Source organism: Ferruginibacter sp. SUN106, assembly GCF_050611765.1.
In the GTDB taxonomy this organism is placed as follows: Bacteria; Bacteroidota; Bacteroidia; order Chitinophagales; family Chitinophagaceae; genus Ferruginibacter.
Window position 1 is genome coordinate 1 of sequence record NZ_JBODJC010000001.1, and the last position, 23,853, is coordinate 23,853.

Below are 23,853 nucleotides of genomic sequence, written 5' to 3' on the forward strand. Positions count from 1 at the left end.
CCATTAAAATTATATCGGGTAAATGAAGGGGATTAATTCTGGAAATCATATCCTTACCGTTTGCTGCATCGAAAAGAACCTGATAGCCTGGTAACAGGTTTACTAATGCGCTTAGCCCTTTACGGAACATGGCGTGGTCATCTATAATTGCTATTAATTTTGAGTCATGCATATGGCAAATTAACGCTTATCGTGGTTCCCTGATTAACAGAACTCTCAATTTTCCCATCGCCTCCCAAGAGGCTTGCCCGATTAATGATATTCTGCAGGCCAAGGCCGTCTTTTTTATTGATCAAATTGGTATCGAACCCAATTCCATCATCTTTTATCTCAAATCTAAATTGGGAAAGGTCATAATAGAAAAGTACTTCAATAGAAGTTGCTCTGGCATGTTTTAAAATATTCTGCAACCCCTCCTGTATGATACGTAAAATAATAAGTTTTTTTTGTTCTTCAATGCCTATTTCTTTTCCGAAGGAATAAAAGGAAGTTGTAATGGTACCCAACCGACCGATACGCTGTAGCTCATGATTGGTTATTTCAGCAAGACTGTTCAATTTTAAACGGTCGGTATTAAGGCTTTTGGCAATGTCTCGCAAGTCAGTCAATGCCTTGCTTATGGATTCCTTTATGTCACTAAGCAAGAGACGGTTTAAGTTTTCACCCTGTTCCATTATACTTATCTGCACCTTGGCAAGGCTCAACAATTGTCCTACGTTATCATGAATCTCTTCACTGATGATATTGAAGGTATGCTCCTGCATTTCAACCTGTGATTGCAACAACTGCTCCTTAAAAAGTACTTGAAGGTGTTCCTTTTCAAGCATAAACTTTTTCTTCCGGTTGTTGGCATAACTAATAAGGATGAGAATGAAAATTCCAGCGATTAGCAAAACAATAATGGCAGCGACTACGCCTGCAACGATCGAGTAGTTTTCCGTTGGCATATGAAAGCAATGATTAAGCAACCGTACAAAATCAGGTTTAGTGCGTAGTTGATATAAGTACCGATATCAAACCTTATTTTTTTATTATAAAGAGCCAGCAAATTCGAAAAATGATAAAATAAAGCGCTTCCAAAAGAGTATAATAGTATACCGGTAGCCAGCCAGAAATAACTATAACTCATCAAATGAATGTGTTCTTCGCTTTTCACTAGGCCAAACAAAAAATAACAGCAGATCACTGAAAGGATGATGTCGGCAACTGATTCTGAATAACTGTTGTAACTCCAGAACCTCTGGAAAAACAAAAGATTGATAACAGAAAAAATGAAAAAAAATAACCCAGCAGCGAGCAGCCATTTTTTTACTTTTTCCATGCCTCTAGCGAAAGAAAAAAACCATATAAAAAAAAGGTCACCAATTATCATCAGTAAGTTGAATGGGAGTGCGTTTGCAGGCCGGTGCAGATGAACATAAAGATACCAGCCGGTAGTTTCTGTACAAATAGAAATAAACAGGAGGACAATAAAAAGCTGCCATCGTTTAGTGTCTCTGTCTAACAAAAGCAAGGACATTATAAAGGCGCACCATTCGGCAAGTACAGTAATATTTAAATAGCTGTTGATCATTTAAGGTTCAATTATAGGGCAAAAAGTTGGGCACAATTGACCGTTATCAAGGATTAGTACCGCTCTTTTTTGAGCCCTGGTCATTTTCTTGAGATCATACGGTGTAAATGCCTTCATTGATCTTCCCTTGGTTCGCAAAGAAGCATCCAGCCTACAGTCATAATCAGGTTGGTCTTCTAAATAAAACACTTCTTTAGTTTGACCTGCATCAACTAAATAATCAAATTGTATAAAAAGCCTGTTTTTATAAACAGGTTTTGAACCACTGCCATCTTTGCCAAAAGTAGACAAGCTGATTTTATAAGCTGAAATATTTTTTCCGCGTGATGGTGATTGCTGGTATTTTTCCTCTTTTGTAAAAGCCTCGACAATTTGTTTCCAGGTATAAAAAATACTTTTTGTATCTGAATATCCGCCTGGGCTTGTAGCATCTGCATTTTCCTTGGCAGTCTTATCGAGCATTGTTTTTAGGCCAGGCTGATTTTCGGTACTAAAATTTGCGATCCAATCATGAGCGCATTGTGCACTAACGGGATATAACATGTCATCGTTGTTGTTTAAAAAATAAAAATCTGTTGGTTTGGAAGTCTCAAATTCGGTAGCAAAAAGCAATATCATCGTGCCCGAAGCAACACTTGCTGGCAGAGTTGTACCTGTGCAAGGACTATAACGAGCAAAATAGACCCTAATGCCCAAATGATTATTTATTTTAGAAATCAGGTCATCCATAGCTTTCCTTGTAAAAATATAGAACAGTGGCTGAGATCCATTTTTATCTACCAATATTTGATACTTTGATGGAATTGTGCTGGAAAATTCAAATATCCTTTCATTACCGGCTACCTTATCAACAAACATCTCAGGAATTGGAGGATAATTAATTCCTTGTGTACAATCAGCTTGGGCAGCACAGAAGGACCATGCAAAGGCCAGAATAGAACTTAAAAGAATGATGCTGGTAAATCTTTTCATAAAATAAAATTTACTGGTTTAAGATTATTGATGAATTTACTAACTTATAAATTCTGGTGCAAGTTGCAAATTCAATTTTTTTTCATTAATAGTTGATTTCCGCTAAAACCACCGCTCTTTTACGGGTGCAGATTCCGTGATAATACCCTCTTCATTTTTTTTTACTGGTAATAGCTTTACAAAATAACCGACAGTTTATTAATTGCTATTTTTTATAGCAGGCTGAAATAACTGCATGGGATCATTTTTTAAACCATAATAAAATCTACAACAATGAACAGTATTAAAACATTCAGGTTTTTTATTTTATGCTGCATTGCAGCGCTGGTGTGTTCATGTACAAACCTCGAACAGCAAGTGGACCGCTCAGTAAATGACCTGACGGCTGCAGAAAGGCGCATTGATGCCAATGTCGCCAATTCTGTGGAGGTACTTAAAGGTATTAAGGATGATTACCCGAAAGAAGTCAAAAGTATTATTAATAATGATATTGACCGGCTGTTGAAGACGACGATTGGTACTGCCGGTACAGAATTCAGGTGCGAGGCTGATTTTTTAAGAAAGCGTATAAAATTAGGCATACAAAACACCATTATAAAATTAAAGAATCTCCTTGTGAAAAAAGGAGGTACACCTGCTCCGCTGTTAACTTTTCCGCCTTCTTTTTGTAACTGCAACCCTGAACAGATAGATCTTAATGAAGCCAACACCAAGCCACTTATCATTTTTGGCTATGATTTCGACAATTTCAAAAAAATCAAAGTGATGGCAACTGCAATGGATGGCTCGAAAAAAGACATCAGTCAATTGCTTGCAAAGCCTTCTGATTACTCGCTTACTTTAGGAACTAACGACCAGTCAAATTTTAAAGATTTTAATAAAGTGGAGTTCTTTTTTAATGATACCAGTTTATATAGTTTGTTGATTATACCAAAGGCTCCGCAATTCTGCCATGAAGAAGACAAAGTGATTTCACCCGTCCCGCAAAGTATAAATTTTTTCGCAATTGGTTGCGGAGGAGATCCTGAATATGCGGGAGATGTTGATGTAAATATCAGTGCCAGGCTGGAATTAAGCACTGATCAAAAATCAATTAATTGCCATATTTCGTTCAGGGCAAATGAGAGTGATGGGGATACCCGAGGCTGTTACGAAGGTGATCAGATTGTTTATACCGCACCTACCGGGTTTAAGATAAAAAACATACTGACCCCAAAGATTTTTGGGTTAGCCTACACCCAGAAAGGTAATGATCCGCTTCCTGTCGGGGGAAATGGATTTGTGGTAAATGGAACAGTAAGAGCCGACCATAAGGGAGATGACGTTCCCGGTTACACAGGAGCACAGTTGAACCTTGCCAATATTACAGTGGCTTTAATTGAAGATGGGACAGATTGTGTGGAAAAGGCTGTGTATATAAAAGAACACCCTGTACAATTGAATAGTGCAGTCGAGCAGGTGAAAAAGATGGTTAGTGACAAACAATTGTTACTGATAAAACAGATTGATAACTCAAAAAAATAGTATCACCATGGATAATGTAACAGTAAATCCAGGAGAAAAGAAAACAGCCTTCTGGTATATTAATCTCAGTGGCAGACTGTTTTTTAAAATAACTAGTAAATCAGGTACCAATCGATTAAGTGCTTCCTGGATAAAAGGTCCTTTTGGTTCCGAAGAAAATATTGGAGAACTGACTGGTTCAGGAAAAATTGATTTCAAAGGAATATTGTGGGGTAAATTAAAAGTCTTTAATGCCGACTCCGCAACAGTGATCCAAGTTAGCGAAGATGCTTCGGTTGCACACAATTTTCCGCCCGTCAATTTTTAATACTGCGAATAAATTAAGCGTGTAAATATTGCCAATAGAATTAGCTAATAACTCAACCATGAAAAAATAGTAAAACCCCTTTTTATTGTGGCAGCAACATTTTATTTCTACCACCTCTTCATAACCAAAGTGAGCAAAACTTTTGCAAAGCACTATTCAAAAATCATTATTTAACTTAAAATAAATAACATGGAAGAATTAACAAAAGGCATAATGCCAAAGGGTGCAGAGCCACCCAAAATGCCAAGAGGTGCACAACCATCACCAAGATACAAACTTGCAGAAGCAAGTCCACATCAAATTATTGGACTTACTCCTGACAATTATTTACATGTTGCCCAAAACTTATCATTTTGGGGTAACAATATTTATGGGGATTGTGTAACTGCTGAAGAAGCCTTTGCAAAGGGATGTGGCAATCCCGAAGTTTTTATCCCCGAACAATTAGCAATTGATTGGGCAAGTGATAATGGTTTTTTAAATGGAGCTGTCATTTCAGAAGTGTTAGACAGAATGACTAAAGTTGGCTTCAGAATTAATGATTCCACTTATAATGATGGAAACTTTAATGGTGTTAATTGGACAAATACATCGGTTTTGCATAATGCTATTGCAATGGCCCCCGTTAAAATTGGTATTGCTGCTGACCAATTAGAAATAGCATATCATCGCAGACCAACAAATGCCGGTTGGTTTGCTACAGGATTCAGTCCTGAAGCAAATGAAGATCATTGTATCAGTCTTTGTGGCTATGGAACACTAGCCTGGTTAGCGTCACAATTTCATGTAACACTTCCATCTGGGTTAAATGGACAAGATATTGGCTATGCCTTTTTTACATGGAATTCGATTGGAATTATTGATAGAAACTCCATGCTGGCAATAACTCATGAAGCATGGTTAAGAAACCCTACCACACAAATTACTAATGTTTTTATTTTGAAATTACAAGCACATGGTGGAGAAACAGGAAAATATCTTTCACATGCTCACGCCAATGTATATCTTAATGACCACTATGGAGGATGGGGAGAAGCTTGGATATGTCATATTTTAGGAAACAATGAGATTTCTATTGAATGCCATGGAGCAGAAAAAGGATTATATCTATCGCATGCATATGGAAATATAGGTTTACAAAATGGATATCAGGGTGCAGGCGAGGCTTGGGCTATGCATAATTTAGGTGATGGCAAATTTTCGCTAGAATGCCTTGGAGGTGAGAGAGGTAGATATTTATCACATGCATATGGAAATATAGGTTTACAAAATGGATATCAGGGTTCAGGAGAAATGTGGTCAAACACTGGTCGTTATTAAATAAATTTTATTTTATGGAAGAAATAAGAAAAATAGTTTTTTGGATAGCTGGAATAATTTTATCTCTTATTATAGTTTCAATCATTTTTTTGACATATAGTATCTCAATGATGAAATTACCTTTAAGTCCAAATACTACTGTCAGCTCAAATACAAGTGAGCAGGAAGCAAAGACAAAAGAAATTGCAAATTACAAGCAAGTAGTTGAAATATTGCAATGGCAAAAGACAAATGTCTACGATTTTATAGTTATAAGAACGTTATTGCCCTTATTTAACTACTTTATTGCCTCAATTTTGGCTTTTGTCTTTGCCAAATCTGCCTATGAAATTTTTCAGATTTATTATGCAAGAAAGAAGGGGGGGTAAAGGCAAATAAGCGGCACACAAAAAAAATGCTTCAATTGGATCTGGTTGTAGAGTGCCCTCATGGAGTCAATACCTGCTCGAAATATGAACTTAACTGATCTTATTGGACGAATTTTTCCTGGTGCAGTTATTTACTGCACCAGATTAATAAATAAACTGGTACAAACCTATTTTTACCAGGTAACCGCTTTACATGGGGAGCTACTTTTTTTGTCACTACTGACTTGGAAGTTTCTGTTACGTTTTCCATTAGTGAGGTAATCCAGAAGCAGGCCTAAGACAAGTTGCACAGCTTCAAAATTTTTCTTACCAGCCTTTTTGGACAAGGCTCCCATATTTCTTGTCGCATCATATAATAAAGTCTCAGCGACCCAAAATTGCTGGGCAATTAAATTAAATACTCCCATACTGGGCCATCTTTTATCACTCTCCAGTTGGCAAGCAACAGTTCTCATATTACAAAGACCCAGTGGCTGCCCCAAACTTATATAAGCAACTTTACTATTTAAAAACCTTGACTATGCTCCTTGGTACATTCTACGTTTGATAGTTTTATTTTTTTTCTGACTCGTAGTAAAACAAGAGGCTAGTGATTAATCTATAATGAAAAGTCAGACTTCTTTTATTACTTTGCATTAAGAATTACTGCCACAATCATTAATCAGCAACTAAAGAATGAATTCGATTGCCTTTATTGATACTGAGATTGATCCCCAAAGCCGAAAGATTCTCGACATAGGAGGTGTAAAGGATAACGGCAGTTCTTTTCACTCGAATTCTGTTTCTGACTTCACCATCTTCCTCAAAGGTTCGCAGTTCGTTTGCGGACATAACATTTTCAACCACGATTTAAAATATATCCAGAAAGCAGTTACTGATGCCGGAATAAAATCGGCCAATATTATTGATACTTTATTTCTTTCCCCGCTACTTTTCCCTGCAAGGCCCTATCATGCCTTACCGAAAGATGACAAATTCCAAATGCATGAAATAAATAATCCGCTTAACGATTCTGTAAAAGCTAAAGATCTTTTCTTTGAAGAAATCGCAGCGTTTCAACAATTAGACGAAATACTTAAACAAATTCTGTATTTGCTATTGAATGACAAAAAGGAGTTCCACTCTTTTTTTCGTTTCATTGCATACACAATCATCGATACGAATCTTGAAAAACTAATTCGGGAAAAGTTTCATTCTGAAATTTGCGAACATTCAAACCTGGCAAAACTAATTTTAGAAAATTCAATTGAACTAGCTTATTGTCTGGTTTTAATAAATTGCCGAAATCGTTATTCAATCACACCACCATGGGTGTTGAAAAATTATCCCGAGATAGAGCGTGTAATGAACGCATTAAGAAGCAAACCGTGCTTAACGGGTTGCGTGTATTGTGATCAAGCTTTGGATATTCACAAGGGACTAAAAACATATTTTGGCTTTGATTCTTATCGAACATACGCGGGAGAGCAATTACAAGAAAACGCAGTTAAAGCTGCTGTTGATAACAAATCTCTTTTGGCAATTTTTCCGACAGGTGGGGGCAAATCAATTACATTTCAAGTTCCTGCTTTAATAAGTGGAGTTGCAACAAAAGGTTTGACTGTTGTAGTTTCTCCTTTACAATCTTTAATGAAGGACCAGGTTGACAATCTTGAAAAAATTGGAATTACAGAAGCCGTTACAATAAATGGTTTGCTTGACCCAATAGAAAGGGGGAAATCTTTTGAAAGAGTTGAAGACGGTTCTGCCTCATTACTTTACATCTCTCCGGAATCTTTGCGCTCCAAAACAATTGAAAGACTTTTATTGGGAAGAAAAATTGTTCGCTTTGTTATTGATGAAGCTCATTGTTTCTCATCATGGGGGCAAGATTTCAGAGTTGACTATCTATACATTGGAAAATTCATAAAGCGAATTCAGGAACAGAAAAATATTGAAGAGGCAATTCCAGTTTCATGCTTTACAGCAACGGCTAAGAGAAAAGTTATTGAAGATATTTGTGCTTATTTCAAAGACGAACTCTCTATTGATTTAGAAATTTTTAGTTCCAATGCTGCGAGAACAAATTTGCGATACAAAGTTTTTGAGAAGGGAGATGATGAAGAAAAATATAATTCTGTAAGAGACTTAATAGATGAAAAAAAGTGTCCTACTATCATTTATGTTTCAAGAACCCAAAAAGCGTATTCACTTGCAGAGAGGTTGACAAAAGACGGCTTCAATGCTAAACCGTATCACGGTAAGATGGATACAAAAGAAAAAACTGCAAACCAAGACGCTTTCATAAAAGGAGAAGTTCCCATAATGGTTGCTACTTCTGCTTTCGGGATGGGAGTTGATAAGAAAAATGTTGGGATGGTTATACATTATGATATTTCCGATTCGTTGGAGAATTACATCCAGGAAGCCGGGAGGGCAGGTCGTGATGAGAGTATAACAGCAGATTGTTTTGTATTATTTAATGAGGAAGATCTTAGCAAACATTTCATCTTGCTAAACCAAACTAAACTTTCAATCAAGGAAATACAGCAGGTTTGGAAAGCAATAAAAGACATAACAAAATTCCGTTCGTCGGTTTCAAATTCAGCATTAGAAATTGCAAGAAAAGCTGGTTGGGATGATAATGTAATGGAGATTGAAACAAGAGTAACAACAGCCATTGCAGCACTTGAGGATGCTGGTTATTTAAAACGAGGGCAAAATATGCCACGGGTTTTTGCTAATAGCATTCTGTCAAAGAATGCACAAGAAGCTATTGATAAAATATATGCTTCAAATAGATTTGATGAGAAGCAGAAAGAAAAAGGAATTAGGATAATTAAGAAGCTTTTTTCTAGTAAAAGCAGAAAACAAAGTAATGATGAGGCAGCTGAATCAAGAATTGATTACATTTCCGATCATTTAGGTATTGTAAAGGAAGAAGTGATAAACATTGTAAACTTGCTTCGTGAGGAAAAAATTTTAGCAGATGCAAAGGATTTAACTGCATTCATAAAGAAAGGAGAAAACATAAACCGCTCATTGAAGACTGTAGAGATTTTTAGTCAGATTGAAAATTTCCTTTTGCCAGTGTTTGAAGAAAAAGAAAGAACATTTCATATAAAGGAATTAAATGAAGATGCGGAACAAAAGGGTTGTAAAGAAGTTACACCTAACAAATTAAAGACCATAATCAATTTTTGGGCAATCAAGAATTGGATTAAACGGTACAACGAGGAATATTCAAAGAATCATGTTGTGATCCTTTGTGTTCAACCGAAAGAGTCATTAAAAGAAAAATTAGAAAAGCGACATGAATTAGCCAGTTTTCTTGTTGAATATCTCTATGCGAAAAGCAATTTAACCATTCCAGGAGTTGAAAATGAAAAGGAAGAAGTATTGGTTGAATTTTCTGTTCATGAACTAAAAGACGAATTTGAGAAAAAGCCGAAACTATTTGAAATTAAAGTTTCAATCGAAGATATAGAAGATACACTTTTTTATCTTTCAAGAATTGATGCGATAAAAATTGAAGGTGGGTTTTTGGTTGTTTACAATCGGCTTACTATTGATAGAGTTGAGCAAGACAATAAAAGACGATATAAAAATGAGGACTACCAAAAGTTAAATCAGTTTTACCAAAATAAGGTTCAGCAAATTCATATTGTGGGTGAGTATGCCAATAAAATGATTGGTGATTATAAAGGGGCATTACAATTCGTTGATGACTATTTCCAATTGAACTACACTTCATTTCTCAACAAGTATTTCAAAGGCAGTAGACAAAATGAAATCAAAAGAAACATTACTCCTGCGAAGTTTAGGCAATTGTTTGGTTCATTGTCTCCGACACAATTAGAAATCATAAAAGACAATGAGAAGAATACTCAAGACAATAAACCTAATCATATTGGAGTTGTGGCTGGACCTGGAAGTGGGAAAACAAGAATATTGGTTCACAAATTAGCATCCCTGCTCTTGATGGAGGATGTTAAACATGAACAATTACTCATGGTAACCTTTTCAAGAGCGGCAGCAACAGAATTTAAAAAACGTTTAATTTCACTCATTGGTAATGCTGCTCACTATATTGAAATAAAGACCTTTCATTCTTACTGTTTTGACTTATTGGGCAGAGTTGGAAGTTTGGAAAAGTCAGATGCCATCCTGAAAAATACTATTGAAAAGATTAGGAATGGTGAGGTTGAAGCAAACCGAATTACAAAAACGGTTTTGGTAATAGATGAAGCGCAAGATATGAATGCTGATGAGTTCGCATTAATTAATACATTAATAGAACAGAATGAAGAAATGGGAGTGATTGCGGTAGGAGATGATGATCAAAATATTTACGAATTCAGAGGAGCAAGCTCAAAATATTTGGAGGAGTTCATGACAGAAAGGAAAGTGGCCAAACACGAACTTATAGAAAATTATAGAAGCAAAAACAACCTGGTTGAATTCACAAACGGGTTTGTGAAAAAGATCCGCCACCGTTTGAAAGAAACTCCTATTGCAGCAAAACAAACCGACAACGGAAATGTCAAGTTGGTGCATTATCAAAATGGGAATCTTATTTCTCCATTAACGCAAGATATACTTTCAACAGAACTTGCAGGAACTACTTGTGTGCTTACAAAAACAAATGACGAGGCATTACAGATTGCAGGTTTGCTTTTGAAAAATGGAATGCAAGCAAAGTTGATTCAAAGTAATGATGGTTTTAGCTTGCAAAATCTTTTGGAAGTTCGTTTTTTTCTGAATCAAATTGACATAGGAGATGATATAAAAATTATTAGTGATGAAGTTTGGGCTTCCGCTAAAAGCGAACTAAGGAAAAAATTTCAGCAGAGTTCAAAACTGGAAGTTTGTAACAACCTCATTAAGCAATTTGAAGATAGCAATTCAAAGAAGAAGTATAAATCAGATTTGGAAGTTTTCGTAAGAGAATCAAAACTTGAGGATTTCTACAATGAAAACGGAGAGAAAGTTTTTGTTTCAACAATTCACAAAGCAAAAGGAAAAGAGTTCGATAATGTTATCATCATGCTTGAAAACTTCAATCCTACAACTGATGAAGCCAAACGGCAATTGTATGTTGCAATGACGAGGGCTAAACGAAATCTTACTATTCATTTAACTGGGAATTATCTCGACAACATCATTGTAAAAAATTTAGAAAGAGTTGAAGATAGGGAAAAACACATGTCTCCTAATGAAATGGTAATGCATTTGTCTTTCAAAGATGTTTGGTTAGATTATTTTCTTGCAAGGCAACATCTTGTTTTACAAATGACAAGTGGAGATACTTTGACAATAAACGGTGATGAATGTACAACGGCTAAAGGACAATCGGTATTGAAGTTTTCAAGGCAGTTCCTCAATACTATAGAAACATTAAGGCAAAAGGGTTATCACTTAAAACAAGCAAAAGTCAATTTCATTCTTTATTGGAAAAAAGAAGATACAGAACGAGAAGTGAAAATTATTTTGCCTGAATTATATTTTGAGAGATAAATTATATATTACCTGAATTGCAACCATTAATTGGTTATTTACGCCAACCCAATTTATTTAATTATAGGCAAATAAGAAATATTGCTTCGGTGTTCTCATCAGACAGTTTCTGGTGGTAGTTTAAGCCAGAATCATAGGTAGTTTGCGAATGGGCTATGGGCCAATTTGTCTGGATTTAATATTTTCCAGGCTTTTCTGGGTTAAAGACAATCTAAAAAATATGGGTAAACCAGGTAGACTCAGAGGTATACCATTTTTTATTTAGTGATTGATACATCTACCCCAATTTCCAATTATCGGCTCTTAATACGTCTTAAATTAGGTCGGTTCAAGTTTGGGTTTTCCAAATGTTTCAAGAAATTGCAGCCTGACCAAACTATTTTTAAATACATAATTCGAAGTTGACTATTTTTTATAACTAAATAATGGATTCACTGATTTAATATAAAGACTTCCTCCTTTTATAGGCAGCGCAAAACTTTCTCCAAGACAGTCAAAGATGCCATAATTCAGTAATTTTTTTATCAGTTTGACATCCGGATATTCGTACCAATATTCGAGTGTCAGGTATTCTTCGCCTTTTCTGTCTACGGTAACTATCCTCGACTCCAGTAATTTCTTTGGTGGTAATACTTCTTTATTATCCTTCAAAAGGAAAAGCTGCAGGTGCCTTTTGTTTTTTGGATTTAATATAACACGTTCTTTTATTAACCCCTGTTTAATATATTTGTTCAGTAAGGGGCCAGTGATATTGAAATAACTTTCCATTTCATCTGTTGAATACCAGCTTTCCTTGTTTTTTGCAAGGGCAGCCGGAATGATCTTTTCATTAATTGCGTTTTGGCAAATCATGCATTTAATGCCATACTTATCATACCATGAGTTGTCGCCTTTTGCGGTGCCCTCGCATATCTTACAACGATAACTGTTTTCGTCAAGATGATAACCTTTTGGAAATTCTTTTAGTTTCTCTTCCCGAATCCATTCTTCTTCCATTAACTCCAGGGAAATATCAGCTAGAATTTGTAGATCATGTATTGCTTTCCTGGATTCTTCCCAGAAGAATTCACGACCATGCTGCTCTTGCAGCATTTCCTTCATTTCCTGTATTTCTTTATCTCTAATGTTCCGGGGGTCTCCTGCAAACAATAAATCATTAGCCATGCTATTAAATTTATGTTTTTACATCAAAAAATGTTCCTTTTTACTATTGGTTGAATGAATTCCGATTAACCTTACAAGACTTTTTGCACTAACCTGATCTTCAAGTGTGCTGAGATAATTTTATTACAGATATTAGCTTATATATATTGTATTATGTAGTACGCAAAAGAACTTCAATCGGAAAGATTGATTGATCTTTTAGTGCCAATTAGGAGTTAGACTTAGTAATAGGAAAAGTCAGACAGATCTTGTTGCCTTGTATTTTCTTGGCGAAGGTTAATATGATTATATTAGGCGTTAGAATTAAGACTCCGATATATTTGAATTTATTTAATTTGAATCTTTGTTTTATATGGCTTTATTGTTAAATTTGAATTACTTTCATCGTTCTTAATTAATTGCCCTTAATTAGATGTTAAACCTAAGCCTTTCGGTATTTTAAGTAAAATGCCAGAACAATAAATAACCAGCAAAACCTAATGGAATTTACCCTTATAATAATAATCTGTTTACTGCTGGCAAGTACTATTTTAATAATTCTTTTCCGTCCGAAACCTAACAATGACCTTTTAGAAATTCAAAGTAGAGTATTGGAGCTTCAAAACAATCTGGCTAAAATAGAGTCCAATTTAAAGGATGACTTCCGTATTAACCGGGAGGAAAATGCCGGCATTGCAAAAGACAACAGAATTGAGTTAAATAATACTTTAAAAACTATTACAGAGCAAAGCCAAAATGCATTGAAGGAGATTAATAAAACATTGGAAGATAAGGTAGGAGCCTTAATTACTAAAATTGAAGAAAACAATAAAACTAATCGGGAGGAGCTTACAAAGAATATTACTGACTTTGCCGGGGCCAATATTATCCAATTAGAAAAAATAAATAACCAGGCAAAAGAGGATAACAGGTTAGTTCGTGAAGCCATGTCGACTTCTTTCAAAGCATTCCAGGATACATTTGAAAATAGTATTAAATCCTTCAACGATCTGCAAAGGGAAAAGTTTGGGCAGATGGATGCTAAACAGAACGACCTAGTAAAAAATACGGAGACAAAACTGGAAAGTATAAGAGTAACCGTGGAAGAGAAACTTGAAAAGACGCTCAGCGAACGCCTGGGACAAAGTTTTGAAACAGTCGGTAAACAATTAATAGAAGTACAAAAGGGCCTCGGTGAAATGCAAACCATTGCCAGTGATGTAGGTGGATTGAAAAAGGTATTGAGTAATGTAAAACTCAGGGGAGGAGTGGGCGAAGTGCAGTTGGCGCTATTATTGGAGCAAATATTAGCCCCCAACCAGTACGATGCCAATGTTCGTACCAAAAAAGGTAGTACTGAACCAGTGGAGTTTGCTATCAAGCTACCAGGTCGTAGCGAAGATGAAAGCTCATTCGTTTACTTACCTATAGATGCCAAATTTCCCAAAGACGCTTACGAGCATTTGATAGCGGCTTACGAAAATGCTATTCCCGATGATATTGAAGCAGCTACAAAAAACATGGAAGCTACAATCCGTAAAATGGCGAAAGATATCAGAGACAAATATTTAGACCCGCCTAATACCACAGATTTTGCCATAATGTTCCTTCCCTTCGAGAGCATTTATGCGGAAGTAATTCGCCGATCAGCCCTGGTAGATCAGTTAAGAACAGACTACAAAATAACTGTGGCTGGTCCAACAACCTTAATGGCTATTTTAAACAGCTTGCAGATGGGATTCAGAACATTAGCTTTGCAAAAAAGAAGCAGCGAAGTATGGGGCGTGCTTGCCACCGTTAAAACAGAATTTGAAAAGTTTGGCGGCATGTTAGAAAAAGCCCAGAAAAATATTCAAACAGGCCTGGGACAATTGGATGATGTTGTGGGCGCAAGAACCAGGGCGATTAAAAGGCAACTAAGGAATGTAGAATCATTGCCAGCTGGCGATGAACAAAATATATTGCCAGAAATTAAAGGCGATGATATTATAGAAATTGAAGAATAGAATTATTAATGGAACAGAAGATATCAATGGAAATTAATTCCGACATAAATATTTTAGGAGGCTTACCAGATTTAAGTTTGATTAGTTACTTTTTAGGTAAAGATAGAAGTGGATTATTATTGAAGGAAGATCATCACACTTATACATCTATTAAAACTGATAAATCCGTAAAACGTTTTGAAAAGGCTATATTTTCAACATTCCTGAAATTTAAAAACAGTAACATTGAATTGATAATAAGTTCAATGCTTAATCAGGAATCAATATCAAGTGATAGCCTTATACTATTATTTTGGAATTCATCATATAATAATGATGTTTTAAAATACCTGAATGAGAATTTGTATTTTGTATCTTTTTATAGTGGAAGGATTACAATAAAGCAGGATGATGTAATTGCTTGCTTAAAAGATTTAAAGGAAAGAGAAATCGAATTAAAAAAATGGTCGGATTCAACTTTGAAAATTACTGCATCCAAGTATTTAACATTGCTAAAAAAGTTTCATTTGATGGAAGGGGCTTTGCATAAAACTATTGTTCATCCATACTTAAACGATAAGATGTTTATATTGTTTGTATATTGGATAACTGCAATAGAGTCTAAACAAAATCTGATGGAAAGCAAGTGGTTGAAATATTCTTTTTGTGAACGACCTCTGTTTATTGAAAGAGTTCTGCAAAAGAAATTCTCAAAATACTTTCAACTACAATACACCGGCGATAAGCTAAATATTGAAACCTCAATCCCTTACGAAAATATTTACCATGCCATTAAATAATCCAGCGCATTTAATAATGGAGGCTAAACGTCTTGTCGAATCCGACAGGCGTTCAGAAATAAGATTAAATGCTAATGGAGGTAATTCAATTTTGCTAGTTTGCGAACCAATGAAAGAAACGGAATACATTGCCCATCTGGGAGAGATGTTACCTTCCGAGAAATATTCAATAATTGATTTGAACCAATGTCTGGTTGATTTCGTGACTGATCACAAAAATCAATTGATAGAATTATATAATTTACTTCAATCTGCTACGCATGAAATCTTTAAGGCTCCCGCTGGTGAAGAATCTGATGATTTATTTAAAGCAATCATTTCGCAAATTCAAAATGCATTACAAAATGATAAAGTACCAGTTTTAATAAATACTGGCTCATTATATGGAACGGGTATTCATAACATCCATATTATGGAAAATGAAATCGTAATGAAAGCGGCTTTACCAGTTATTATTCTATATCCCGGTACAATTGAGCCTGATAGAATTATGTTCCTGGGTAAGCATCCGGCATCTAAGTACCGTTGTATGATTATTCAATAAAAAAGAAATTTCTGACATGCTTATAAAAGATATACTAACAATTGATTTAACGGAAGACATTAAGAATGTTATTGACTTAGAAGATATTTCAGAAGCTGCCATTCAATCTGAAATAGAAAGCTATATTATTACAGACGGCCTGGCAAAGGAGTATGGCAATTTTGTGTCTATTTATACTTCTAATATTATCGAAACTGGTGTCTGGCTTTCTGGTTTTTATGGATCAGGTAAATCTTACTTTGGTAAACTGTTGGGGTATATGATGAGCAACAGGCTTATCAGTGGCACACCCGCCAGGGATAGAATACTGCAACGTTTTACAGGCATTGATGATGAAGCACTGGTAAAAAATTCTATTGCCAAATTGAATAGCATCAATTCCCGTGTGGTGTTTATGGATATTGCAAAGCAGGATACTTCCAAAGGCTTTGCTTATGCTTTATTCCGTAACTTTTTAAAATCTTTGGAGCTGCCAGAAAATGAACATGGCTTTTTATTGTTCTCCTTAATGTGCGATGCTGCTTATAGCAACGTAACCGATTTTGTGCAAGACAAGCTGGGCAAGTCATGGACTGAGTTAAAAAACAATCGTACTGTTTATATTGGTAAAATAAAGGAGATACATCTGAGCTTAGGTAATTCAGAAGCAGACTACAACAATATTCTTACTACCATCCGCAGGGAAATTGATGAGTTCAGTGCATCAAAGTTGAAAGAAGAATTAAACAACTATTTTAATGCAGTAAAAGACGAAAAAGTTGTCTTTCTATTTGATGAAGCCAGTGAAGCAATCAATCAAAAGAAATTCACTTTACTCGATTTAGAAGGTTTGAGTGAATCACTTTCATCATTAGGTGGTAAGGTTTGGACTATTGCCATTGCCCAGGAAAAACTGGATGATGTAATCAACAACTCAAATGTAAGCAAAGCTCAACTCACGAAAGTTACTGACCGCTTTAAAACTAAAATACACCTGGAAGCTACTGAAGTAGATGTGATCATTCGCAGCCGTCTTTTGAAAAAGAATGATGCCGCTGTGAAGAAACTAAAAGAGCATTATCAAAGTAACTCGGGCAAAATCGCTGACCATAGTGGGCTTACCGGTGCAGGTAAAACTGAATCGGTAGATTCATTTGTTACTTATTACCCATTCTATCAAAACCAGTTTGGTCTGTTGCAGAATTTTTTGTTTGGCAGGCAGGGCTATGCTTCTACCAAAGTCGCAGCAAGGGGCATGATTATAACTACTTACGATATTCTGAAACATGAAATTCAGAACGAGAAAATATACAATGTGGCAACAGGTTGGCAAATTGCTAAAGAAGCACAACCACAGCCGCCGGTAAGGTTGGTAAACCGTTTTTCTAATGCAGAGACTATTTTAAGAAATGAGAAAATAGATTTACCGGGCCGTCATTTGTTAGAAACGATTCACTTTTTAACGGAAGCAGAAGTTGCTCCAACGTCGTTAAGCAATATTGTAAAAGCATATATCAAAGCACCGGAAGACTTCCATGCTTCACAGGCTATAATTACCATGGCACTTGAAGCATTGGTGGAACATAAGATATTGCTACTCTCCAATGGCACGTATCGCATTACTTCTGATATTGAACAACGTTTGTTGGATGAAATGAACCAATACCCGGTTCAGATATTCAAGAAAAAACAGCAAGTGATTGCGGCCTTCAAAAATGCAGCCTTCATCAAGGCATTGGGTAAGATCAATGATAACAACACACCTTATGATTTCTATATAACATCTGACAATGATGACGAATTAACTAATCCGGGTTTAAAGCAATTGAAGCTAAAAGTGAAAAGCCTTTACAGTTACGGGGATGATAGAAGTGCAGATATAGAGCAGATAAAAACACAGTTCCAAAATGACAAGGATGTAATCTGGCTTGCACCCGACAACAATCATTTCAAAGAAATTGACAAGTTGCTGGATGAAATAGAACGCATTAAATACCTTGAAGAAAAATATTCAAATCCAAATTCTGATGAGGGTATTATTGTTCGGGCTTTCCAAGCGGAACGATCTACAAAGGAAAACTGGCTTAAAGAATTGGTAGAGCAATCATTGGTTGAGGGTAATTCCATCTATCTGTATAATACGGCTCAGTTAGATAAAACCAATTGGCAAACTACAGTCAATGGATTGCAAAGACAGGTCATTCAGAATGTATACAGCCAACGCCTTTCTGCTCAATTATCTGATGCTGTTGCCGACCGCATTATTAAAGAAGGCAATAACCAACGCTTGCATACATTCTTTACCGGGCAAGGTGCAGATTTTCAATTTTTCGATGCACAAGGAAATTTCATTGGAGAATCATTAAAGCCGGCTGAACAAATCTTATTTAAAATACGGAATACGTTTGTAGACGGTGCTACACTTGAAAAAGACCTGGAGCAACCACCTACAGGGTTTGGGTTTGGTACAGTAATAACCACAGTAGCAGCTTTAATGCGTGGTGGAAAAATAATGGCCAAGCATAATGGTTCTGAAAAATTCTCCTGGAAGGACGATGGTGTGGCAAACATATTTGGTAACGCAAGAGAATTTAGAAAGGCTTCATTTAAGGCGATTGCAAAATCATTAAACACTACACAAAAGAACAGCATAGTTACTGCCTTGCAGGAAATGGAATGTGAAACCCATACAGGTAAAAAGATCGATTGGAATACCAACGATTTTGATTTGGTAAATGCTGTTCGGGAATTGGCTAAACGTTTTTGTGATAAGGTGGATGATATGAAGCGACAGAATAAAGATTTTGATTCCTTATTCAGCAACCTTGAAAACAGTAAAGATCAGATAGGAAATTTCACCGGTGCTGTAAGTGAAGCAAATTACATTGATAAGGCAGAAAGCTACCTTACTCAAACAGATATGTATGCTAAAGCTGTTAAAGAAATAGTGGATGCAGAAAAATTCATTCGTAATAACCTCGATAAGATACGCCAATGGAAAGCTTTTGCTGATGGTGTTTCGGATGAGTTAACCAAGGCAGCAAAGGCAGATGTCAATATCACCACATTGGTTGCCACTTTCAGCAGCTTGTATAAAGGCGAAGTGGTAAAGAACTTCAAATCATTACAGGATACGGTTCAGAAAATAAAAGATGCTTATTTTCAATTGATGCAGACTGCTGCAACGGATATGGCAGCTAAATACAGCATATTGAAAAAAGATGCGGATGCTTTATTGAAAGAAATTACTACGCTGCCAGCAGGTTTGAATGATGAAGCAAATGCCAAAGCAAATAACATTCTGCAATACGCTTCACAGCGTACCGCTGCATCAGTTGATATTGATTATGATGTTAAGGACAAGCAAACCAGGTTCACCTATTCTGAAATGCTATCATTCATTCAGTTATTCAATAGTAATAAAACAGAGTTAGAGATCATCAAGTCGGGTCTCATTAAAACGGCTCCACCAAAGCCAGTACCGGGAACACCACCAACCCCAACCAAAAAAACATTCTCAGCTACCTTACCCGGTAAGAAGGTAAAAGTGAGTGAGTATAAGATTTGGTTGCAAAATGAATTGCAAAAAATATCAGGAGCTGCAGCCGATGATGAAATTGAAATCAACAGTTAATAATTTAAGATGAAGCTATCTGATCATACCGAACACATACGAAAACTAATTGACTCCGCTTTCAGGAACAGATTGGGACGTATGGGCATTACGATAAATAAGTATACAGCAATTGAAGAAGTTTTAAAAGAATACCGGGAGGATCGGGAACGAGTTGAGACAATAAGAGAAGTGTTTCTTGAAGAAACAGGAAGCATAGCCGATGCTTATGAAAAGTTAGTAGAGGAATTTACATTCACTTTGTTCAACCGACTGGCAGCATTAAAAGTAATGGAAGCCCACACACTACATTCTGAAATTGTTACCCGAAGAAGCCAGCACGGTGATCGTTCTTTTGCCCACAAACATTGGTTAGAACAAAACCCAGATGGCCGCAGTGAGGAAATGGAAGGCTTAGTTCGTTTTATGGAAGATCAATTGGCTTCATTGTCTACAGATATTCCTTTATTCAGTCCGCAGCATCCTTATCATTTGTTGCCTACTGCCATTGAGTTGAGCGGCATCATGAATGCCTTTAACCAAGTGGAAACAGATACCCAGGTAGAAGATGCCATTTGGCAAAGCGATGATGTTTTAGGCTGGCTTTACGAAAGTTATAATAACACAAAGAAACAAGCACACAAGGATAGTGGCGAAAAAACTGAGTTTAATAAAGTAAGCATACAAAGCCAGGTATATACCCCCCGTTGGGTAGTGAAGTTTTTAGTGGACAACAGTTTGGGCAAACTATATCTGGAAATGTACCCCGACAGCGATATTAAAAATCGTTACAAAATTGCAAATGCACCGAAGACAAGAACAAGAGAACCAAAACCGTTGACAGAAATCAGGATGATTGACCCAGCCACAGGTAGCGGAAATTACCTGTTGTATGGCTTCGATCTGTTTTACGATTTATATACAGACCAGATTGAAAACTATGGTGCAGATTATGACGACCGCAAAATTGCGGAACTTATCATTGCTAACAATCTGCATGGGGTTGACCTGGATGACCGTGCAATACAGTTGGCTCAATTAGGTTTGTACATAAAAGCTAAACGAAAAAAACGTAATGCAAAAATTGAACACTTCAATATTGTAAGCTCCGATTTCTATTTGCCGGAATATGCTGCTGTAAAGCATTTGTTTGAGAGTGAACAGCGATTAAGCCCTGAACTGGAAAAAATTGTAACCGACCTTTGGGCCGATTTACAGCAAGCCCACAAGTTTGGTGCGTTAATACGCCTCGAAGAAAAATTCAGTTTGCGGTTGCATGGATTGGTACAGCAATTTGGACAAACGCAGACAAGATTGTTTGAAGAACAAACATTAGCTAATTACGAAAATTTCCGAGATAACTTCTTCACCAATCTGCAAAAAGCAGTGGCAAAAAATACGGCCAGGCAAGGGCAAAACTTCCTGAATACAAAAACCCAAGATGCCATTACGTTTCTTCAATTGCTTACGCAAAAATATGATGTGGCGGTTGCTAACCCTCCTTATACAGATAGTGCTGACTTTGGGACTGAGTTAAAATTATTTATTGATGCAAACTACCGACAGCCTTACAGATTCAATACAAATCTTTATGGAGCTTTTATTAAACGATGTTGCGAGCTGACAGACCAAACAGGTTATATTGCTCTTATTCATCCCCATACCTTCATGTTTATTCGGGCTTTTGAACATGTAAGGAAGTATATTATTGAACATACCCATATAGATATTTTGGTAGACTATGGTTTAGATAGAGTAAATCTCTTTGGCCCAGGTATATTATTAGATGCGGCCTGGTATGTATTGAGCAAGAAAGCGAAAGATACAGATGGGCTTTACTTTAATATCACGGCAAACCAACAAGAAAAAGCAAAGCAGAAATCTTTAGAAGTTGCTTATGATGATACAATCAATAATAGGAAAAATAATAGAGTTTATTTATTAGATCAGTCAAAGCTGAAAATCATTGACGGTTGGCCATTTATCTATTGGTTAAGTGATGAGTTCAGAGAAACATTTATGGAAAAAAGTTTGAAAGAATATGTTTCAGCAGGAGGAGGGCTCACGTCTGGGAATAATGAAAGATTTTTGAGACTATGGTGGGAGGTAGACTCGGAAAATATTTCACAATCAATTGAAGATAATAATAAATGGAAAAACTATCCTAAAGGTGGTCCATTTAATCGATGGTATGGCAATAATTGGCTTGTAGTAAACTGGGCAAATGGAGGGTATGAAATTAGAAACTATAAGGATGATAAGGATAGATACAAAGCCACATTACGAAGTGAAAAACTATACTTCTTGGAGGGGGTAACGTACCCAAATGCTGGTTCTAAAGGTGCATCTTTTAGATTATTGCCGGAAAATTCAGTATTTGATAGCGGCAGTGCCGGTATATTTCCCAATAAAAGCGAAAACTTATATTATTTCTTAGGGCTGTTAAATTCGAAACTCGTTTTTTATATTCTTCATTGTTTAAATCCCACAGTTAATACACAAGTCGGGGACATTGAAAGAATACCATATGTCTTAGCACCCCAACTAATCATGGATAACATATCAGCTTTATCCAAAGAAAATATTGATATCAAAAAACTGCTTTGTACTTATAAGATCATAGAAACTAATTATGAGTTAAATCCAATTTTGGCTTATACCAATAGTTCTCCAAAAGAACGTTTAATAACCTACCTCAATTATGAAAATGCTCAAATAACTCAGGTGCTATTGAATGAAGCTGTTATCAACCAGCTTATTTTCCAAGTATATGATTTAAGTGAAGAAGATCGGCTTCAAGTGGAAACCAAGATGGGCAAACCAGTCTGTGAATTACCGGTGTTAAATGTTGCCCGAAAAGCCTACCAATTGGAACATGCATCAGAACAGGAAATTGTAAATAAGCATATAGCCAACCTTGAATCAATTGAATTTGATGTACAAAAAGTTCAGGCAATTAAATCTGAGTTTGGCTCTTTGTATCAAAGTAATAATGATCTCGAAGAATTTTGTATTCGTCACCAGGTAAATCCCATCAATGTTTGGTATTGGTTTAAAGAAAGCAAAATATTGCCGCAAGCCCGTGCTGCTGAAATAGCTTTGGAGTTTTTGGCAGATGCCTTTCGTACTATTTTAATGTCTGATGAAGATGGCATTGTACCCTTGGTTGGATTACCCGGCGAGCCACGTTTAATGGATCGATTTGAGGAATATTGTTCCAGCAAGGGTTTTACCTCGGCACAGATCATGCAACTAGATGCCTTGGTGGGCCGCCCCATCAATGAGTATGTAGAGCAATATTTTTTCAAAAATTTCAGCGATCATCTCAACCTGTTTATGTACCTGCCCAAAACACCATTCATCTGGCATCTCAGCAGCGGAGAGCATCAGGGCTTTGAAGCATACATCATTATTTATAAATGGAACAGGGATAGTTTGTACAAAATAAAAAGCAATTACCTCAGCAAACGTACCGAAAGCCTGCAATACCGCTTACAGCAAATTGCAGATAATACAACCGGCCAGGCACAAACAGAAAAAGAGACCATCCGCCTGCAATTACAGGAAATAGAAGCTTTCGCCAAAAAGATAGATGCATTGATAGCAGAAGGCTACGATCCTAAACTGGATGATGGAGTAGGTAAAAACATTGCACCACTTCAGGCAAAGGGAATGTTGAAAGCGGAAGTGCTGAAAGCTTCCGGTAAAAATTCTCAATTACAGAAATATTTAAATGCAGATTGGTAAACCTTTATTATGAAAAAAAATAAATTTTATTCATTGTTTAAAAACAAAAGTTTCTTTCAGCTATATAATATCGGCGGCGACTTGGATAAATTATTTGATTTACTAACTGAAGAGGAAATAGATAAGCTTGTAGAATTAAATGTTCAATTTATAAGAAGTTGTTCACCATCTTCAACGATAATTTTACAAGATTTAATTGTCAATGGGCGGCTGACAATCATTAATGTTGATGTAGAACAAAAAAAAGTATTTACTCCAAAGGAATTCATTGCTATTCTTCTTCATGAAATAGGACATGTTTTTAATCCTGGAATCTCTGGCATTGAAGCAGAATATGCAGCTGATAATTTTGTGAACAGTAAAGGTTATGCCTCATCAATTAAGAGTGGACTTGAAAGAGGATTAAAAAATAATTTAAGTGGGTTTGAACAAATTAGTTGTGATTTACGAATCGATAATCTTTTGAAAACAAAATAGGAGAT

15 protein-coding genes are annotated in these 23,853 nt (G+C 36.1%); 11 read left to right on the plus strand and 4 right to left on the minus strand.

The window, feature by feature from the left end; translation table 11 throughout:
- Window positions 1-164: 164 nt before the first annotated feature.
- Window positions 165-947 (minus strand): sensor histidine kinase, encoded by a 783-nt coding sequence (locus ACQ334_RS00005; protein ID WP_430986088.1) that lies wholly within the window; start codon window positions 945-947, stop codon window positions 165-167.
- 626 nt (window positions 948-1,573) lie between these two features.
- Window positions 1,574-2,545 (minus strand): hypothetical protein, encoded by a 972-nt coding sequence (locus ACQ334_RS00010; RefSeq protein WP_430986089.1) that lies wholly within the window; start codon window positions 2,543-2,545, stop codon window positions 1,574-1,576.
- A 273-nt stretch (window positions 2,546-2,818) separates the two neighbouring features.
- On the opposite strand from ACQ334_RS00010, the gene ACQ334_RS00015 reads away from it, so the two are divergent.
- The 4 genes from ACQ334_RS00015 to ACQ334_RS00030 all read left to right on the plus strand — a co-directional run bounded on the left by ACQ334_RS00015 (window position 2,819) and on the right by ACQ334_RS00030 (window position 6,064).
- The gene (locus ACQ334_RS00015) at window positions 2,819-4,069 is read left to right on the plus strand and encodes a hypothetical protein (protein ID WP_430986090.1); all 1,251 of its coding nucleotides are present in this window, start codon (window positions 2,819-2,821) and stop codon (window positions 4,067-4,069) included.
- A 7-nt stretch (window positions 4,070-4,076) separates the two neighbouring features.
- Entirely contained in the window at window positions 4,077-4,376 is a 300-nt protein-coding gene (locus ACQ334_RS00020) for a hypothetical protein (RefSeq protein WP_430986091.1), read from the plus strand.
- A 189-nt stretch (window positions 4,377-4,565) separates the two neighbouring features.
- Window positions 4,566-5,696: a hypothetical protein gene (locus ACQ334_RS00025; RefSeq protein ID WP_430986092.1), complete on the plus strand. Its 1,131-nt coding sequence runs from the start codon at window positions 4,566-4,568 to the stop codon at window positions 5,694-5,696.
- Window positions 5,697-5,710: 14 nt separating this feature from the next.
- Window positions 5,711-6,064, plus strand: coding sequence for a hypothetical protein (locus ACQ334_RS00030; protein WP_430986093.1), 354 nt, complete (start codon window positions 5,711-5,713; stop codon window positions 6,062-6,064).
- 173 nt (window positions 6,065-6,237) lie between these two features.
- On the opposite strand, the gene ACQ334_RS00035 is transcribed toward ACQ334_RS00030, so the two are convergent.
- Window positions 6,238-6,471, minus strand: coding sequence for a hypothetical protein (locus tag ACQ334_RS00035; RefSeq protein ID WP_430986094.1), 234 nt, complete (start codon window positions 6,469-6,471; stop codon window positions 6,238-6,240).
- Window positions 6,472-6,739: 268 nt separating this feature from the next.
- Here ACQ334_RS00035 and ACQ334_RS00040 point away from each other — a divergent pair, with 268 nt between their 5' ends.
- Window positions 6,740-11,560 (plus strand): RecQ family ATP-dependent DNA helicase, encoded by a 4,821-nt coding sequence (locus tag ACQ334_RS00040; protein ID WP_430986095.1) that lies wholly within the window; start codon window positions 6,740-6,742, stop codon window positions 11,558-11,560.
- Between the two features lie 405 nt (window positions 11,561-11,965).
- Here the strand turns inward: ACQ334_RS00040 and ACQ334_RS00045 are convergent, their stop codons facing one another.
- The gene (locus ACQ334_RS00045; RefSeq protein ID WP_430986096.1) at window positions 11,966-12,724 is read right to left on the minus strand and encodes a hypothetical protein; all 759 of its coding nucleotides are present in this window, start codon (window positions 12,722-12,724) and stop codon (window positions 11,966-11,968) included.
- A gap of 479 nt (window positions 12,725-13,203) precedes the next feature.
- On the opposite strand from ACQ334_RS00045, the gene rmuC reads away from it, so the two are divergent.
- From rmuC to ACQ334_RS00075, 6 genes are read left to right on the plus strand one after another with little or no spacing between them, the layout of a single operon-like run.
- The gene (gene rmuC / locus ACQ334_RS00050; RefSeq protein WP_430986097.1) at window positions 13,204-14,709 is read left to right on the plus strand and encodes a DNA recombination protein RmuC; all 1,506 of its coding nucleotides are present in this window, start codon (window positions 13,204-13,206) and stop codon (window positions 14,707-14,709) included.
- Window positions 14,710-14,717: 8 nt separating this feature from the next.
- Window positions 14,718-15,488, plus strand: a complete 771-nt coding sequence (locus ACQ334_RS00055) for a BrxA family protein (RefSeq protein ID WP_430986098.1) — start codon at window positions 14,718-14,720, stop codon at window positions 15,486-15,488.
- The gene (locus ACQ334_RS00060; protein WP_430986099.1) at window positions 15,475-16,032 is read left to right on the plus strand and encodes a hypothetical protein; all 558 of its coding nucleotides are present in this window, start codon (window positions 15,475-15,477) and stop codon (window positions 16,030-16,032) included. Before ACQ334_RS00055 ends, ACQ334_RS00060 begins: the two co-directional genes overlap by 14 nt.
- A 16-nt stretch (window positions 16,033-16,048) precedes the next feature.
- Window positions 16,049-19,645: a BREX system P-loop protein BrxC gene (gene brxC, locus ACQ334_RS00065; protein ID WP_430986100.1), complete on the plus strand. Its 3,597-nt coding sequence runs from the start codon at window positions 16,049-16,051 to the stop codon at window positions 19,643-19,645.
- 9 nt (window positions 19,646-19,654) lie between these two features.
- Complete coding sequence (gene pglX / locus ACQ334_RS00070) at window positions 19,655-23,371, plus strand: BREX-1 system adenine-specific DNA-methyltransferase PglX (protein ID WP_430986101.1); 3,717 nt, start codon at window positions 19,655-19,657, stop codon at window positions 23,369-23,371.
- Between the two features lie 9 nt (window positions 23,372-23,380).
- Window positions 23,381-23,848, plus strand: coding sequence for a hypothetical protein (locus tag ACQ334_RS00075; protein ID WP_430986102.1), 468 nt, complete (start codon window positions 23,381-23,383; stop codon window positions 23,846-23,848).
- Window positions 23,849-23,853 lie beyond the last annotated feature (5 nt).